Genomic DNA, 17,637 nt, shown 5'->3' on the forward strand with positions numbered 1-17,637 from the left:
GCGGGCACGTTGTGTTGCCTTTACTAGAGACTGAAATTGTCGGCTCTGGGTGGGTTAACAGGGATACGTTTCTAGCGGGTTATGGCGCAGCACAGGCAGTGCCCGGACCTTTGTTTACGTTTGCTTCGTTTTTGGGCGCATCTCATGAGGTTGGTGTAAATGGATATCCCGGAGCCTTGCTCGCTACAGTTGCGATATTCCTGCCTTCGTTTTTGCTTTTGTTTGGGGTGCTTCCGTTTTGGCAAAGTCTGCAACATCATCAGCGTATCAAAGCAGCCTTGTGGGGTGTTAACGCGGCCGTTCTCGGTTTATTGCTGGCGACAATTTTTGATCCTATTTTGACGCAGACCATTAGCGGTTTTTCGGACGTGTTATTTGCCGCTACCGCGTTTGCCTTACTGTATTTTGGGCGTGTCTCCGTCGTTTTGGTTGTGCTTTGTGGGGGAGCATTAGGAGGCGCAATCCTTTGACCTCAGGGCTGATAGCAAACGCTATCCCTTCGCGCTGTGCAGATGTGTCAACGGACTGGCTGGCTTTCAAAAGCTAACCAGTGCTTTAGGGTCAGCGAGCTTGGCAAGTTAGGGCGGGTAAGCGCTCCTATACTGAAGCTTGATTATTTGGGCTGTGCATCAAGACTTTGTCCTGTGACGCCTGTGCTATCCGCTCCCATTAAATACAGATAGAGCGGCATAATGTCCTGCGGCGCTTTGATCGACATCGGGTTCTCAGCAGGATAGGCGCTTGCACGCATGTTCGTGCGAGTAGCTCCCGGATTGATGACATTAAACTTAATAAAGTCGTCGTCAGCATCGTGTTCATCTGCAAGTATTTGAGCAAGGCCTTCGGTCGCGAATTTGCTGACTGCATACGCTCCCCAAAATGCGCGACCTTTTCTACCGACGCTTGAGCTAGTGAAGACAACCGAAGGTTCATCCGCCGCGCGCAGCAACGGTATCATGGTTTTCACCAGCAAAAAATTAGCATGTACATTTACTTGCATGACCTTTTGCCATACTTCGGCTTCGTATTGTTCAATGGGCGTCATGGAGCCCAGCAAGCTTGCGTTGAGAACTAGGCCATCAAGTCGGCCGAATTCTTGATCGATTACGTCTGCTATCTTGTGGTAGTCCGTCTCTACTGCGCCTTCAAGGTTTACTGGAAGTATGGCAGGTTCTGGTAGGCCAGCCTCAACAATAGAATCGTAAACCGTCTCTAGTTTGGCCGTTGTTCGCCCCAGTAGCAGAATCGTTGCGCCGTACTTGGCAAAGGTCATAGCGATTTCTTTGCCAATGCCATCGCCAGCACCAGTGACGAGAATTACCTTGTCTTTCAATAACGTTTTCGGTGCTTGGTAATCTTGCATAGTGAATTCCCTTAACGGTTCGAACGGCGGCGCTGCGGAGTAAAATGTAGAACAAAATCTAAATCCGCAAACAAGCGCCAAATTTTAGGGGTAATGGCCGATTTTGTCATGCAGTAATCTGCGTTATCGTCTTCTGCTTGTGATTTAATGAAACATTAGAACAATAAACAAGGGAAGTATCATGGCTCAACAATCTATTTCGATGCATTTTAAGTTTAACAAGCCTTTAGCCACAGTATTTGAAGAGTTAAGTGACCACGAGCAGTTTGGTAAATTATGTGGAATTAACATGAAGCGCGTTAGAGACGGCTCCGATACGCCCAATGGTTTGGGGTCCGTTCGTAAGATCAATATCGGGCCTCTACCACCATTCGAGGAAACAATTACCGGCTTCAAAGAGAACAGCTTTATTGAATACAAGATTACGAAGGGAAGTCCCATAAAAAATCATGTGGGCACCCTGGAGTTTCGTGAGTCCGGCCAAGGTTGCGAGTTGGATTATGTGATTAAGCTTGAGTCTAAAATTCCGTTTACCACGAGCCTTATTAAGAACGTGTTGAAGCAGGGGATTAGTAAAGGTATTGGACAGTACGCCAACGCTTAACGCACCACTTGTTGGTTCGCGTAGCAGTATCGAATCCAACACTAAGACAAATGAAACGATTACGGGCATCGATGCGGCAGATGTAGGCTAGAGTCGCGTTTCAATTACGCTCTGTACCCGATCGACAGCGCGCGCACTCTCTAAACGATCTGGATGTTCACATCATTCGGCGTACTTCTTCGGTGCACTTCGTTCTATCTAATGATGAGTGTTGAGCCGGAAGTGAAGCTTGCACATTTAAAGAATGCGTTACTCTCCTAGAAACTTGGCAAATCTCGCCTATTTTGTTTAGCTAAATGAATGACTTCTATTATGAGTGGCTTTCACAAATGCTAAATAACGTAGTGCTGACCTTCTTTGTACTCTTGCTAGGCAGTCAGCATGCGTTTTCTGCGTTCCAGCATAAGCTGGAGGGCAGTTCCGGGATGGCGTCAAAAGAATCAGAGCAGCAACATAAAGACCAAGATACAGATCGCTACTTTGGGCGATACAGCTACTATATTGACCCGGTAGAGGCAAACACTGAATTGCTTGCAGAGAGTGCTTTTTTTTCCCGCGCCGCCTTTTTGTCTATTGAAGCTCGGCATATTGAGCAAGTGCCAAAAGACGATTTCCTTCGCGCACAGGTTAAATATGATTGGGGAAATACTGCATCAGACTACCGCTTCCGAGCAGGGCTTGCCTTTGCAGAGCATCGAGCAGAGCAAGCTAAGCGCCATTTGAATGGCGGGCTGCTCGGGCTTTCTGTCTATTTGCTCGATACCGCAAAAGTGGATTTCGACACGTCCCATGTTTCTGGTGATGGGTTTGTAATTAAAGAGTCGGAAGTGAATTTTAGGCAGGTCTTTACGGCTTACGAGAATGCCATCGCCTTTGAGCTTGGCGTGGGGTATGACGAATACGAAAGTCCCTTTATGCGGGTTGGGCGTAGAGCACATGGTTACTCGGAAAACGCGTGGGGCGGGAAGCTTGGTTGGTATTTTTTGCCCTCGCTGCAGTTCGGAATTGGCCATAGCTCGGAGAGCCGCGACTACCGCTACACGAACGACAGCAGTTCAAACAACACACTCCTGCTATACGGTGAATGGACACCGAACCTCGACCTGAGCTTATTTTTTGAGGGCTCTATGTCTCGAGAAATTATTGAAATTTCGAATGCGGATTTGGAGGTTACTGATGACCTAGCCAAGTTCGATGCGGGATTCAAAATACGCTTTTGAGTCTTTCTACTTTGCAAGGCCCAGTCTATGAAGCGCAGCTACGCTCACGTATCGAAGCACGTCACTGCTCGTGAGGTCACTTTACTCCAAGACCCGCCAAACTTTGTCTCTAATCATGTCTTAAGATACCTTGTAGAAACTTATCTTATTGCTCAGAGAGGTTGCTAGATCTCTCAGCGCGACTCCTTCTTCTTCAACAATGCTGGCGCTCTCGTTCAAGCTCTCTGCGTTGTCACTAATTGCGACAATGCTGCTGCTAAGATCCTCAGCGACATGTGCTTGTTGTTCACTGGCCGTTGCAACTTGCGTAGAGAGGGAAAGGATGTTCGCATTAAGAGCCGCTATTTTTTCAATCTCCGCGCCAGACTCTTCTGAGTGATCGTTACATTGCGCAGTTGAGTCTTTACTGATGTCCATCTTCTGACGCGCTGCGCCCGTGCTCAGCTGAAGAGCTTCGATCATCGTGTTTATTTCTTCTGTCGATACCTGAGTTCTCTGTGCGAGAGAGCGCACCTCATCGGCAACGACAGCAAAGCCCCTTCCTTGCTCGCCGGCACGCGCAGCTTCGATAGCAGCATTCAAGGCCAATAGGTTTGTTTGCTCAGCAATGCCACGAATTGTATCGAGAATGCCTTCAATCTGAGTGCAGTTCACTGCAACCTCGTCGATACTTTTATCCGCATCATTGATCGCAGCATTTAGTTGGGATATTTCATCAATCGTACGACGAATCGTGTTTTCTCCTCTTTGTGTCGCTTGCGAGGCTGAACTCGTTGCATCTGCTGTCTCTTGAGTCGATTTCGCGACCTCTGCGATGCTAGCCGACATTTCGGTCACAGAGCTCGCAACCACCTGGGTTTGCTCATTCTGTGCGTGTAAGGATTTTCGGTTTGACGCAGTGATCTCGGCAAGTTCTTCCGACTTCGTCATTAGCGTTGCCGAAATTCCACGAAGATCGCTAATTAACTCACACAACAGCGCCATAAAGGAGTCTACGCTCTGGGAGATCTTGCCCAGCTCATCTGCTGAAGAATCGTTAGTTCGGATATTGAATTCACCGTCATTCATGGCGCTCGCTAGGCTATCTGTCAGGTTGCGTAAACGCTTGCCAATGTCACGCGCTTGCCAAGAGACGAATAGGACAATAAGGCTTAGCAGTGCAACTAATACAAGCGCCTCTACGATGAGACTTGTTGTTGCCTTGTCTATATTTGCTTCTGCTTTTGCTTTTAGGTCGTTAGCCATGGAGTCCGCTATTCCTTTGGCTGCCTTAATGCTTTCGGTAGCGATCGGGAACCAGTTTGATTGCACCTCTGGAGCAATATCGGCGATCTCGCCAGAGCTTGATAGCACCGTGCGCTCAACATCATCTACATGCTGATAGGCCGAACTCAGCTTGAGTGATTCGAACGCGTCGCGCTGATCGGAGGCTGCAAACTCTATTGCTTTGTATTGATGATCTTGTCGGCTAGCTATGTAACTGCTAATTGTCGCTTTGCGCGCCGCACTGAGGTTGCCGCTCTTGAACGTGCCATTCATCATGCCACGAATTTGTCCTGCACGTTCTTTCAGCCAAAGAGTGTGAAGATACGCATAATAGCCACGACCTAGTTCAGGGTCCGAAATCTCGGACTGTACGCTTTCGATCGCGTTCAATGCGTGTTGGTTAACGGACGAATAGTAATGAAACGCGCCGTTCTGGGGATCTAATGCGTCTACACGATTTCGGACGACAGCTTTGTTGCCCATCAATGTTTCTAAGCTGGCAATTAGCTTGAGAGCTTGTGGTGCAATCTGATGATCGGATGCATCAATATAGCTACTTAGCGCAGCCCAAGCTTTATCTGCGACAACTCTCTGGGCGCGCACCTTATCTCCTCCCTTACTTCCTTTGCTTCCCAAGAAACCCGCACTTAACCCTCGCTCTACGGCATGTTGGTGCGCAATGTTGTCGAGTAATGCTGCCAGCTCGATATCGTGGTGAATGGTCTTGTTAGCGTCCAATGCACCTTTGTCGATGACCATTATTTGAACTGCAAAGACGGTGGCTGCAAGACATGGAAGAAACGAGAGAATAATCAACTTTTTGGAAACGTTAATTGAGCGAATCTTATCTAGCACACTGAACTCCTAGAAAATGTATCTGAAACGGAATTGGGCAGAAGGACGCATCTAAAGCCTGCGTTGTTGGTTGATCGGCTGTCGCTTGGAAAAAGTTTGGCACCACGTAGCTTTTTTCGCTGATGGAGTTTCGGCATTTTGCTAGACGTTCTAGTCGTTCCTGACATTTTTCCATCACTCAGTTGTACTCTTTCCTGAAGAAGCACGTGACATACGACCTTACTTGGCACAGGCATCCCCATTATTCACCGATGATGAATACGAATGGTAAAGGCTAGGTGGTCATTCGAAGATGCTGCTCTAAATCACAGATATTAGGGTAGTTTAGCTTGCTCTGACTGCAAGCTTTTTGTGCAGAAAATGTACTGTTAAGGCGTGGGTGTATTGGTTGGCACTGATTGGTTAAATAGCTGTTTTTAGCGTGCGGCGACGAACTGCTTGGAATGATACGCAGAATCGCCTTATTGAAATTTGGTTTGTCTTTCAAAGTCACTTAGCGATGTAATGACAAAGTCAGCACTCCAGCTATCGATGTTGATCTCTTCGTCAAAATAGCCAAAGGTGACCGCAGCAGTCCGGCAACCGGCACGCTTGCCAGCGATGATGTCCCGTTCATGATCTCCCACATAGAGAATGTCTTGGGCATTCAAATCTAGCTCTCTAGATGCGAGGAGTATCCCTTCTGGGTCCGGTTTTGCGTTGCTCAAATCATCTGCGCATACCAATACTTTGCAGTTTAAGTTGAGCGATGAGCGCTCGAGAATGAGCTCTGTATAGAGCCGTGGCTTATTGGTAACGATCCCCCACGGAATCTGATTTGAATCAAGGATATTCAGTATTTCAGTCATCTCGGGGAATATCGATACTTGATGTCCCGCTACTTCAGCATAAATATCCAAAAGCTCCAAGCGGCGCTGCTCGAATGTGTCGGGGTCTAGTGAGTCATGGTCAAAGCAGAGCTGAGTGAGTGCTCTCGAACCATCAGATACTCTATTTCTAATAGTAAGCTCAGATAAACGAGGCAATTGGTAACGCTGCCTGAGTTCATGCAAGGTGACGTAGAAGTCAGGTGCGGTATCCATCAGCGTACCGTCTAAGTCGAAAAGCACGCCTCTAATTGCCATCATTTTAGCGGCTTCTTGGCATGCATAAGATAATTGACGTCAACATCCCGCGATAGCTTGTATTCCTTAATGATCGGATTGTAAGTCATACCTGTTAAATCAAGCATATCCAACTCTGCTGTTCGCACATGGTTCGCAAGCTCTGAGGGCTTAATAAACTTCTTGAACTCATGTGTCCCCTTTGGAAGCATTTTCAATATGTGCTCGGCGCCAATAATCGCGAATAAATATGACTTCGGGTTTCGATTAATCGTGCTTAGAAAAAGCTCACCACCAGGCTTTAATAATTTCTCGCATGCTTGGATGATTGAAAGAGGAGACGGCACGTGCTCAAGCATTTCAAGGCAGGTCACGATGTCGTAAGTTCCCGCTTCTTGCTCTGCAAGCTCTTCAGCTGTGATTTGGCGATAATCTACGGAAATACCCGATTCAAGACTATGAAGCTGCGCAACAGCAAGTGGCGCCTCTCCCATGTCGATGCCCGAGACTTCGGCCCCTCTATGCGCCATTGCTTCGCTCAGAATGCCGCCCCCGCAACCAATATCAAGTACCTTCTTGCCTGCAAGAGATGCGCGCTCATCAATGTAATTCACGCGCAGTGGGTTTATGTCGTGCAAGGGTTTGAACTCGCTAGTCTTGTCCCACCAGCGACTTGCTAGTGCTTCAAATTTAGCGATCTCTGATGGGTCTACGTTTGGATTTTTTACCGATATTGTCATACTGATTCTCGTGCTTTTTTGGCTAACGCTGTTTGCTGCTCAAGACGCTTTTCTGACGCAGCTTACTCTGCGCAATAAGCTCTTCCTCATTAACGCGGGTTAGGCGGCCGCAATCTAACAGAAGTTCTCCCGCAACCCAAGCATGGCTAACTTGTCTTGAGTTTACGTTGTAAACGATGTCAGCCTCGATGTCATAGCTAGGAACTGTGTTTAACTGGCTAAGATTAAGTGCGATTAAGTCGGCTTGCTTACCTATCTCAATTGAGCCTGTTTTATGCTCTAGTCGTAGCGCTTTTGCTCCGTTTATTGTTGCCATTTTGAGTGCTTCTCGGGCTGGGACGGCGGCCGCATTACCGGAGTATCCTTTGGCTATTAGAGCTGCTGTGCGCATCTCGCCGAACATATCCAGATCATTGTTGGAGGCGGCACCATCCGTTCCTAGGGCAACGTTAACCCCAGCGCTTAACAGGTCCTGGGTTGGACAAAATCCGCTGGCGAGCTTCATATTAGATTCAGGGCAGTGTACAACATGCACTTTTTTCGCAGCCATTAGAGCAACTTCGTCTGCTGTCAGTGCCGTCATATGGACCGCCTGCACCGCGCTGCCCAGCTCCAGAAGGCCCAAGTCAGCCAATCTCTCAATAGGGCGCTTGCCATTTAAGGCAATTGCGTCATCAACCTCTTGTTGCGTTTCATGCACGTGCATTTGAATTGCCATATTTCGTTCAACTGCCAAGTGACAGACATTTTTTAATGCGCCATTTGAAACGGTGTAAGGCGCATGCGGGCCTAGGGCTATGCTAATTCGCTGATGATTTCTAAAGCGTTCATGCAGTGCTTTTGATTTAGATAAATACTCGTCGGGCCCGGAACCCCAAGGTGTAGGAAAATCCAAAATTGGCGTGCAGAGTTGAGCTCGGATTCCCTGTTCATCCACTTCGCTTGCCGCAGCTTCGGGGAAAAAATACATGTCGCTAAACGTGGTTGTTCCACTTTTAAGCATCTCCGCGATGGCAAGCCGTGTGCCTAGGCGAACAAAGTCTTCACTTACGTTTGCTCCTTCCGCAGGCCAAATATGTTGCTCAAGCCACTCTTGCAGCGGCAGATCGTTGGCTATGCCTCTTAGTAGTGACATTGCGGCATGCCCGTGTGCGTTGATCAAGCCGGGCATGATCGCGTGTTGCTTTAGATCGAAAACCTGATCAGTCTTAGCTGCACTCGCCTCGGTGGTAGGCAATAAGTCCCTAATTGTCGAACCTGACATTACTAAGCTGTGGTCATACAACAAAGGCTGCGCGTCATTCATGGTTAGAATGCATCCTGCGTCGATACGAATAGTTTTGAGATCGCCCATAACCAGATTCCTTAGTTGGCTGTGTTTGATTTGCGTCCACTTCAAAAGAGTCTTCAAGTGCTTTTACGTTAACAAAGTGATTTTCGTTCTACTAATTACGTAACATTCACACGCTTACAACGCTCAAAGTGAATAGGCAGGGGGAATGCAATGCAAACTACCGTGTGACCTTAGTTTTTGCTTATTTTCTAAGTGTATAGCGGCTATACGAGTAATATATTTTATTTATGGGCTTTGCAGGATTAAGATTCGCCCCGAACTTTCAAGAAGTGCCTTGGTGCGATGTTAAATCACCGGTTTAACAGGGCTCATCAAGGTGAAACCCGTAAACAGAGGGATAAGCTCATGTCACAATATCAAGACGACATTAAAGCGGTAGCGGCAGCGAAAGCAGCAGCTGGTGCTCCATGGGATCAAATCAATCCAGAATCTGCTGCACGTATGCGCGCACAGAACAAATTCAAAACTGGCCTAGACATCGCAAAATACACTGCAGGTATCATGCGTCGCGACATGGCTGAGTTCGACAAAGACAAAACTAAGTACACACAGTCTCTAGGTTGCTGGCACGGTTTTGTAGGTCAACAAAAGCTTATCTCCATCAAGAAGCATTTCGGTTCAACTGAGCGTCGTTACCTTTACCTTTCAGGTTGGATGGTAGCTGCTCTACGTTCTGACTTTGGTCCACTTCCTGATCAGTCTATGCACGAGAAAACAGCTGTTGCTGGTCTTGTTGAAGAGCTATACACCTTCCTACGTCAGGCTGACGCGCGTGAGCTAGGTGGTCTTTTCCGTGAGCTTGATAAAGCACGTGAAGCTGGCGACTCTGCTCTAGAAGCTGAAATCCAAGACAAAATCGACAACCACGAAACGCACGTTGTGCCAATCGTTGCTGACATCGATGCTGGTTTCGGTAACGCTGAAGCGACTTACCTAATGGCTAAGCAAATGATCGAAGCAGGCGCATGTTGTCTACAGATCGAAAACCAGGTTGCTGACGAGAAGCAATGTGGTCACCAAGACGGTAAAGTAACTGTTCCTCACGCTGACTTCCACGGTAAGCTTCGCGCACTACGTTACGCTTTCCTTGAGCTAGGTGTTGATGACGGTGTAATCGTTGCACGTACTGACTCTGAAGGTGCTGGTCTTACTAAAGAAATCGCTGTTGTAAACGAGCCAGGCGATGCTGGCGATATCTACAACTCTTACCTAGACGTTGAAGAAGTTGCACCAGAAGACACTAACCCAGGCGACGTTCTTATCAGCCGTGACGGTAAGCTTGTTCGTCCTAAGCGTCTTGCTTCAGGTCTATACCAGTTCCGTCAAGGTACTGGCCATGAGCGTTGTGTATTCGATTGTATCGGTGCTCTTAACGCAGGCGCAGACCTACTTTGGATCGAGACTGCAGTACCAACTGTACACGAAATCAAAGGCATGATGGACGACGTACGTAAAGTACACCCAGATGCGAAGCTTGTTTATAACAACTCTCCATCTTTCAACTGGACATTGAACTTCCGTCAGCAAACTTACGATGCATGGGTAGCAGAAGGTAAAGACGTTTCTGCATACGATCGTGCAAACCTAATGTCTGCTGAGTACGACGATTCTGAATTGTCTGCAGCTGCGGACGAGCGTGTTAAAACGTTCCAAGCGGATACAGCTCGCGAAGCGAACGTATTCCACCACTTGATCACGCTACCGACTTACCACACCACTGCATTGTCTGTAGACAACCTTGCTAAAAACTACTTTGGTGAGCAAGGTATGCTTGGTTATGTTGAAGGCGTTCAGCGTAAAGAGATCCGTCAAGGTATCGCATGTGTTAAACACCAAAACATGGCTGGCTCAGACCTTGGTGATGATCACAAAGAATACTACCTTGGTGATCGCGCGCTTAAAGCTGGCGGTGCGAAAAACACTTCTAACCAGTTCTCTTAATTTGAGACTGGCTAGTTAAGCTGTTTAAAAGGCGACCTTAGGGTCGCCTTTTTTCGTTATAGTCCCTTGCTCCACAGATAGAGCGTTCATTTCTGAAGGCTGACTGATTTTATACGGCCTATACCTGAAACAAATGGTCAACTGGCTTGAAGCTAGGTTTTGAGACCCTATAATTCCCGCATCCAGTTTTTTTCCTAGGTTATTGACTGATATGACAGAGCTTCCAGATATTTATAACGATATTGATACAGTTTTAGCAAAAGACGGGTTCGCAATTTCGAATGACGGGGTGTGGTATCACGGTACGTCATCAGCTTTGGTTGATTCGATCAACGCGAGCGGCCTAAATCGATCCGGCGATCAAGCATTCAATCAAGCGGCTAAGAGCACAATGGCTACCATTGGGAATAATTACACAGAGCAACGCGAGCCAGTATTTCTGACTCAGAGCAAGGCGCTTGCTTATTTTTGGGCAGAGCAATGTGTTAAGCGCAGAAGTGTGCGCTTTGAAGGTGATGAGCGCCCTGTAGTTCTGGCTGTTTCTTTGGATGAGGATACGTCAAAGAAAGTGCGTCCAGACGTTGGTGCTGCCGGCCTCCTTATGATTAAAGAAGGAGAGGCATTTATGATTTACCTAGCGAAACTTTATGAGCAGGCTGGCCTTGATGCTCTCGATATTGACCTTATGAAAGCCGAGCGCGAAGAGTACTTGAATAAGCTGGGAATGGCATACATAGACAGTGATATTCCCGCTAGTATGGTCGCGGAGCTTGTTTAATGCGATCTCACGTTGAAGCTGGGTTCTATTTCTTTTTGTCCTGATCTATTGATTTTCAATTGCAAATAACCCTAGACTAGATAAGGTTTAAGCTTAATGCGAGCTTAATAATTATAATAAACGTTTGCGTGCGCTTTTCTATGGAACAGAAAAAGCTTTTGTATGTTGAAGATGAAACAGGCTTGCGTAATAGATTCTCCGAGCTCTTTTTAGCGAACGGGTATAATGTTGTTGCCGCTGACTGTGAAGATCAAGCGAAGCATCTGATTTACTGCTACGCGGATTTTGACTGTGCCGTTTTCGATGTCGAGCTTGGCGAAAATCCTCTTGCGGGCGTCGAGCTATGTCGGGAATTTCGTGAGAAATTCCCATTAACACCAGTCTTAATCCTTTCGGCGCATACAGATACTGGTCTTCAGGAAATGAGTTACAAGCTCGGCGCAGATGCTTATGTCGATAAGCGAGAGCCACTTTCTCTATTGGCTGTGCGTTTAGATGCGCTTGTTGAGCGACACCGCAAAATGAGGGGGTTGAGTGCCGAACATATAGACCTTAAATATTCTCATATTGGCTTGGAGTTTGACGAGCTTGGTGAGCGCGTATTCTGGAATGGCAATGAGCTATCGCTTAGCCCGGTTAGAACGGCAATCTTGAAGCAACTATTTCTTGCCAAAGGAAAGGCCGTTTCAGTATTTGATCTTCAGGATGAGCTAAAGATCGTAGTTGAATCGAACACGATCGTTCAGCATATAAAAATCATAAGATCTGAATTTCAGCGTGTTGATCCTTCTTTCAACTGCATTCGCACGGTTCGCGGCAAAGGCTATCGCTGGGTCGCTCCGGTTGGTTGAATGCACTATTCCTCCCTGTAAAGAAACAATTCACTTAGTGATTGCCGAACTCGTTTAGCTCAAGGCAAGAAATTGCGTGATTTTTCTCGTGAGTGTCTGTGATTGAACGGTTCCACGCAATTACATGCATTAGATTTGATATGAGGCCATCATTGTTTAAAGCCCTGAAATTGTTGGAGGGGCGTGCCCAAATAAACGTGTTGATGTGTCGATTAGCCTCTTAATCGCAATAGCGCGCGGCTAGTAAGAGCGGCTTGCCGGTTAGGTGCGCTTTCATCATAAATCATCATAAAACATTTGTTTACAATCCAGTTACATGGGGTAACAATTGTTAGGTGTAAAAGTTTCGTATCAGTTGCGAACTTCAAAAAGATAATAAATACAAAATAAAGGGATTAATATTATGGCCGGACCAATAGCAAATAACGACGTATACCAAGCAACTGCGGGGGAGCAGAGTCAGTTAGGCTACGTGCTTAAGATGTTTGGTATGTCATTCGATATAACTGGATTACTTAAAAATGATTCTGACGCTGATGGCGATACGCTGGAAATATTGTCCGCTGGTGGTCAGTCATTAGTCGACGGCGAGGTAACCGTTTCCGGGTCAGCCGGAGGTGCTTTTCGTATTCTTGCTGATGGATCATTCCACTTCGATTCAACTACAGGCTTTGAAGATCTTGCAGCAGGTGAAACACGCGATACGACCATCACTTACACCATTTCTGATGGTTCAAACACTTCTACTGCTTCGGTGACTGTCACCGTCACAGGTATCGACGGCGATTCTATTTTTGCTAGTGACGACATTTACAGTACAGATGAAAATACCTCGATCTTTGGCATAAACGTTACTGCAAATGACGAGCTGTTTGACGATGCGGCAAGCGTAGTTGCCGTGAATGGAGATGTTTTAAATGTTGGTCAGCCGGTGCCTGGCATCAATGGCGGTTTGTTTACCCTTCAAAGTGATGGGTCTTTGGCGTTCGATCCAAATAGCGATTTTGAATATCTTAACGATGGTGAAAGTGCAACGACATCAATTGTATATACCTATCAAGCGGCGAATGGTGACTCGTCCTCCGCAACGATAGAAGTCCTTGTTACTGGAGTTAATGATGCGCCTGAAACAGATGGGGACTCTGCTATCAACCCTAGCTATATCGGAGAGACCTATTCTATTAGCGCGGATAGAGTTGAGAATATGGGCTACACACAAATTGTAGACCCTGAAGGAATCGAAACCCCTATCGGGTTCGGCTTGCTTGCAAATGATTTTGATGCTGAAGGGCGTACCGAAACTGAGTTGGAGATAGTTGCTGTTAATGGGCAAGCTCTTGTTAACGGTGAGATTTCAGTCATAGGCGACAATGGAGGTGTGTTCACGATCAAGAGTGATGGCACTCTTGATGTCGATGCGTCTGCTGGGTTTGAGCTTCTCAGAGGCGGAGAGGTTGTTGACTCTTCGGTTACCTATACAGTATCTGATGGCACTACAACTGGTGATGCAGTCGTAACAGTCCAAGTGACAGGGCGGAATGGAGACGCGATCTCTGGTCAAAACGATTTCTACAACGGTGTATCTCAGAACGACACGCTTTCGGTTGGTAGTGGCGACATATTTCTCAATGACTGGAGTTTTGATAACACATTTAACGTTCACGCGGGTTATGTTGGGCAATCTATTTCTGGCTCTCGAGGTGGTGAGTTTACGATTGAACAAGATGGTAGTTTTACTTTCGACACAGACGGTGATTTTGCCTACCTAGCAGAAGGCCAAACGACGACGACGTCCATCGCTTATAGAATAGAGAACGATCTTGGTGAAACGCCTTACTATCCATCGTGGGATTGGGCTGAATACCTAACAGTTGAAATCACCGGAGTAAATGATGCAGCGACAGCGGTCGATGACTTCTATGAGACTGCGGCTGGCGAGGTTAGCTTATTGGCGGCAATAGAATCTTACGATACAGGTTTGGTCATTAATAACACCGTTTTGCTGAACGACCATGATGTTGACCGTGATCCGCTAATTGTTACAGCGATCAATGGCCAGGCTCTGGTTAATGGTACGTTGAGCGTGGCTGGTGACAACGGGGGACTGTTTACTTTAACCGAGAACGGCACATTAACGTTCGACGGAACAGGTGGCGCGGTTGGTGCTTTAAACGAAGGCGAAACGATTACCACCGCGGTCACTTACACTGTTTCAGATGAAAAAGGGAGCACCGATGAGGCGACGATTTCTGTAGACGTAGTTGGTGTAAACGACGCGCCAACCGCTGTTGACGATAATTTAGGTGTTGTTTATCGCGGCGGTTCCATAACCCTGGACGTGGCAGATCTGATTGGTAATGACTTTGATCCAGATAATGGTTCTACCATTGAGCTGAACTCACTTATCGCTGGTACTAAGGGTTTGCTGACGCAGCGCACTAGTCAATTGATCTGGAGCACAAATAATGACTTTGCTTATTTAAACGATGGTCAGACGGAAGATGTCACCTTTGGCTATACCATCAAGGACGAGCTTGGTTTGGTCAGCAATCAAGGTACGGTAACGATCACCGTTGACGGAACTAATGTCGACCCTGTCGCGGTCGATGATTTGGTATACAAAATCAACGGCGGAGACAACAAAACCCTTGCAGAGGTTTCGCCTGTTCTAGGGCAGGATCTCGATCTAACAGTTTTGGGAAATGACCGCGACGGTAATAATGACGATCTAATCGTCACCGAGTTAAATGGTCAAGCCCTTGTCGCTGGAGAGCTCACTATCGCGGGTGACAGCGGTGGTACCTTTACTGTCTTAGAAGATGGAACCATGTCTTTTGATGCTTCGACCAGTGACTTTGACCTCTTGCGAAAAGGTACGAGCTTAGTCTCGTCGATTGAGTACACGGTTTCAGACCAATTTGGTGGGCTAGATACTGGCACAATTTCTGTAGAAGTTGTGGGTGTGGTAGACAACACTCCGGTCGATGCAATCGATGATTCGGTTAGTGTGTCAGCGGGAACAACGACACCAGTCACTATCGATGTTCTTACAAATGATGTAGACCCGAACATCGGCGATACTTTCTCGATTATCGGAGTCGATGTTTCGGGCTTAATCGGTGAACTCGTTGATAATGGTGATGGTACGTTTGATTTTTCCGCAAATGCTCAGCCAAATGCCCTGGCTGATGGTGAGGCTGGACAAACAAGCTTTGATTACACGATAGAAGGAATCGATGGCACGTTAGACACGGCGACTGTCACGATCGATTTCGTAGGGGTAAATGATGCGCCAGAGGCTTTGGTAGACGAAGTTGAAGTTGGAGCGGATGGCTCGTTAGTCCTAAACGTAGCTGATTTACTTCTAAATGACATCGATATTGATAACGGCGATACCGTTAGTTTTGTTGGCTTAGGCGATCTGACTGATACGCAAGGCACTGTTGTTGACAATGGAGACGGCACTCTTTCATATGATACGAATGGTTTGTTTGAGAGTTTAGCTCAAGATGAGACGACGACTGATCAAATTGCCTATATTATCACCGACTCTGCAGGCCTTCAGGCAGAGGGGGATATCAATGTCACGGTTAGGGGGCTTAACGCGGCGCCAGTTGCTGTTGATGATAGCGGTCTCTCCGTAGATGTAGGTCAGGACTTGATTATCAACAGTGCGGATTTGCTTGCGAATGATACAGATCCGGATAATGGTGCTGTACTTACAGTTGTTGGTTTTGAGACGCCATCTCAAGGCAGTATTGTAGATAATGGCGACGGAACGTTTACCTTTAGTACTCCACAAAATTTGTCAATGGCACAAGGGGAGTCTTATGTTAGCTCGCTGACCTATACGGTTGAAGATGAACTAGGTGCTAGTAGTTCGGCTAGTTTTTCCGTAACGGTCAATGGTGTTAATGATGGTCCTGTGGCTGGGGCTTATAATGTTCTGAATTCGGGGGAAGCCGATGTCGTAACAATTGACGTTGCTGATTTACTCGGGCTTGTTTCCGACCCTGATAATGGAGCGTTGATCACTTTCGACGGATTAAGCTTCGAAAATGTTTTTTCATACCGCGATGTAAATAGTACTGGCGTCAATGACACCGATGCTAGCACGCTAGAGGGTAATGTTTCATATGACAGCCTTAACCAACTCGTTACTTATGATCCGGCTGGTGGCTTTGATTCCTTAACGAGTACTGGACGTGGCATTGAAACTTTTCATTATCAAGTCTCCGACGAATTCGGCACACAAGCTACGGGCTCTATTACAATCAACATTATTGGCAGTGACGACCCCATCGTCTAAACCTTGACCAAAGGCAGCCTTTACGCCGAACGAAGGCTGCTTTAATCAACAAGGAAGAGTCCTGATCGGACGGAATCCCTAGCAAAGGAATGCTAGCAAAATAATATAATAATAAGGCCTCAGGATGAGGCTGAATTTAATAAGAATGCAGTTGTAGTTAATGAATAGCAAAACAGTACTTGATTCAAGCATCGAACACATTAGACGCTCCCTTAGGAGCGTTTTTGTGTTTTCGTTCTTCGCAAATTTACTACTCCTAACCTCGCCACTGTTTATGCTGCAAGTGTACGACCGAGTTCTGCTTTCGCGTAGCTCGGAGACCTTGCTCGGCCTTCTCGCTGTGGCGGTTTTAGCGTTGGTTATTCTTTATGTGCTTGAGGTTGTGCGTAACCGAGCACTAACCCGAGTCGCTGCTGGTTTCGATCGTGATATTGCGATTCCGGTTTTCACTTCACTGTTGGCGCGGTCTTCGTCAAGCCAGCCGGTGGGCGATTTAAATACGGTTCGCCAGTTTATCTCATCTCCTTTTGTGCTTACCCTGTTCGATATGCCGTGGATGCCCATTTATCTTGCATGCGTCTATCTACTTCACCCTATGCTTGGGCATATCGCACTGGGTGCCGTGGTGATTTTGTTTGTCGTTGCCTTGTTGAATGATCGCATGACACGTATGCAGCATGAAAAGGCAGGGCAGTTCTTCGGCGGCGCGAGCCGCTTCGCAGAACACAGTGTGCGCCACAAAGATGCCGTACTTGGTATGGGTATGTCGAAAGCGTTAAGCGACGAGTGGCATGGAATGCAAAAAGGCGGTTTGGGTTTTACCGGCGTTGCTGCAGATACTAATGCGGCTTTATCTTCCTTTGCTAAAGTGTTCCGCCAATTTATCCAGGTCGCGATTCTTGCTATGGGCGCATATCTAACTATTCAAGATTTGAGTACCGCTGGCGTAATGATCGCAGCGTCGATTATCGCTGCGCGTGCTTTAGCGCCTGTAGAGCAAAGCATTCAAGGCTGGCGTAATCTAAGTAAAGCACGCGAGTCTTATTCGCGCCTTAAGGAGTTTATGGCCCCGTATGAAGCGAGTGGCAATGCAACGCAATTGCCCGAGCTACAAGGCCAGATAAGTTTGCAAAATGTGTTTGCCCATCCAGCACTGGATGCTAAGCCAGAACAGGGTGAGGAGCCGTTAATACGCAATGTCTCTTTTAACATTGCGCAAGGCACCATTCTAGGTATCGCTGGCCCATCAGGCT

12 protein-coding genes and 1 pseudogene are annotated in these 17,637 nt (G+C 47.0%); 8 read left to right on the forward strand and 5 right to left on the reverse strand.

Features of this window, described 5'->3' with window-relative positions:
* Window positions 1–470: chromate transporter (locus A3751_RS04940; protein ID WP_197466182.1), on the forward strand; the 470-nt coding region annotated here is incomplete at its 5' end.
* 143 nt (window positions 471–613) lie between these two features.
* Here the strand turns inward: A3751_RS04940 and A3751_RS04945 are convergent.
* Window positions 614–1,363 carry a YciK family oxidoreductase gene (locus A3751_RS04945; RefSeq protein WP_068452898.1) on the reverse strand — a complete coding sequence of 250 codons (750 nt, stop codon included), beginning with the start codon at window positions 1,361–1,363 and terminating at the stop codon, window positions 614–616.
* Between the two features lie 181 nt (window positions 1,364–1,544).
* On the opposite strand from A3751_RS04945, the gene A3751_RS04950 reads away from it, so the two are divergent.
* A complete protein-coding gene (locus A3751_RS04950; RefSeq protein ID WP_068452900.1) occupies window positions 1,545–1,967 on the forward strand; it encodes an SRPBCC family protein in 423 nt (140 codons plus the stop codon).
* 329 nt (window positions 1,968–2,296) lie between these two features.
* On the forward strand, window positions 2,297–3,187 hold the full coding sequence (locus A3751_RS04955) for a hypothetical protein (RefSeq protein ID WP_156492261.1): 891 nt from the start codon (window positions 2,297–2,299) through the stop codon (window positions 3,185–3,187).
* 120 nt (window positions 3,188–3,307) lie between these two features.
* On the opposite strand, the gene A3751_RS04960 is transcribed toward A3751_RS04955, so the two are convergent.
* From A3751_RS04960 to A3751_RS04975, 4 genes are all read right to left on the reverse strand, one after another.
* Entirely contained in the window at window positions 3,308–5,308 is a 2,001-nt protein-coding gene (locus A3751_RS04960; RefSeq protein WP_068452907.1) for a methyl-accepting chemotaxis protein, read from the reverse strand.
* Between the two features lie 461 nt (window positions 5,309–5,769).
* Complete coding sequence (locus A3751_RS04965) at window positions 5,770–6,435, reverse strand: HAD family hydrolase (protein WP_068452910.1); 666 nt, start codon at window positions 6,433–6,435, stop codon at window positions 5,770–5,772.
* Window positions 6,432–7,151 carry a bifunctional 2-polyprenyl-6-hydroxyphenol methylase/3-demethylubiquinol 3-O-methyltransferase UbiG gene (ubiG, locus tag A3751_RS04970; RefSeq protein WP_068452912.1) on the reverse strand — a complete coding sequence of 240 codons (720 nt, stop codon included), beginning with the start codon at window positions 7,149–7,151 and terminating at the stop codon, window positions 6,432–6,434. The genes A3751_RS04965 and ubiG overlap by 4 nt, the downstream gene beginning before the upstream one ends.
* Window positions 7,152–7,173: 22 nt before the next feature.
* Complete coding sequence (locus A3751_RS04975) at window positions 7,174–8,505, reverse strand: TRZ/ATZ family hydrolase (RefSeq protein WP_068452918.1); 1,332 nt, start codon at window positions 8,503–8,505, stop codon at window positions 7,174–7,176.
* 345 nt (window positions 8,506–8,850) lie between these two features.
* On the opposite strand from A3751_RS04975, the gene A3751_RS04980 reads away from it, so the two are divergent.
* The 5 genes and pseudogenes from A3751_RS04980 to A3751_RS05000 form a co-directional block, all read left to right on the forward strand.
* Complete coding sequence (locus A3751_RS04980; protein WP_068452921.1) at window positions 8,851–10,446, forward strand: isocitrate lyase; 1,596 nt, start codon at window positions 8,851–8,853, stop codon at window positions 10,444–10,446.
* Between the two features lie 211 nt (window positions 10,447–10,657).
* Window positions 10,658–11,224 (forward strand): hypothetical protein, encoded by a 567-nt coding sequence (locus A3751_RS04985; protein ID WP_068452924.1) that lies wholly within the window; start codon window positions 10,658–10,660, stop codon window positions 11,222–11,224.
* Window positions 11,225–11,364: 140 nt separating this feature from the next.
* Complete coding sequence (locus A3751_RS04990) at window positions 11,365–12,075, forward strand: response regulator transcription factor (protein ID WP_068452926.1); 711 nt, start codon at window positions 11,365–11,367, stop codon at window positions 12,073–12,075.
* Between the two features lie 403 nt (window positions 12,076–12,478).
* Window positions 12,479–16,384 carry an S-layer family protein gene (locus A3751_RS04995; RefSeq protein WP_068452928.1) on the forward strand — a complete coding sequence of 1,302 codons (3,906 nt, stop codon included), beginning with the start codon at window positions 12,479–12,481 and terminating at the stop codon, window positions 16,382–16,384.
* Window positions 16,385–16,610: 226 nt separating this feature from the next.
* Window positions 16,611–17,637 (forward strand): annotated as a pseudogene (locus A3751_RS05000) (hypothetical protein); the annotation flags it as partial.

This window comes from Oleiphilus sp. HI0080 (assembly GCF_001635135.1).

Excerpts from the sequence above, each read along its gene's own strand:
- A3751_RS04965 (WP_068452910.1), bottom strand. The coding sequence starts at position 6,435 with ATGATGGCAATTAGAGGCGTGCTTTTCGACTTAGACGGTACGCTGATG.
- A3751_RS04945 (WP_068452898.1), bottom strand. The coding sequence starts at position 1,363 with ATGCAAGATTACCAAGCACCGAAAACGTTATTGAAAGACAAGGTAATT.
- ubiG (WP_068452912.1), bottom strand. The coding sequence starts at position 7,151 with ATGACAATATCGGTAAAAAATCCAAACGTAGACCCATCAGAGATCGCT.
- A3751_RS04995 (WP_068452928.1), top strand. The coding sequence starts at position 12,479 with ATGGCCGGACCAATAGCAAATAACGACGTATACCAAGCAACTGCGGGG.
- A3751_RS04955 (WP_156492261.1), top strand. The coding sequence starts at position 2,297 with ATGCTAAATAACGTAGTGCTGACCTTCTTTGTACTCTTGCTAGGCAGT.
- A3751_RS04950 (WP_068452900.1), top strand. The coding sequence starts at position 1,545 with ATGGCTCAACAATCTATTTCGATGCATTTTAAGTTTAACAAGCCTTTA.
- A3751_RS04975 (WP_068452918.1), bottom strand. The coding sequence starts at position 8,505 with ATGGGCGATCTCAAAACTATTCGTATCGACGCAGGATGCATTCTAACC.
- A3751_RS04980 (WP_068452921.1), top strand. The coding sequence starts at position 8,851 with ATGTCACAATATCAAGACGACATTAAAGCGGTAGCGGCAGCGAAAGCA.
- A3751_RS04985 (WP_068452924.1), top strand. The coding sequence starts at position 10,658 with ATGACAGAGCTTCCAGATATTTATAACGATATTGATACAGTTTTAGCA.
- A3751_RS04990 (WP_068452926.1), top strand. The coding sequence starts at position 11,365 with ATGGAACAGAAAAAGCTTTTGTATGTTGAAGATGAAACAGGCTTGCGT.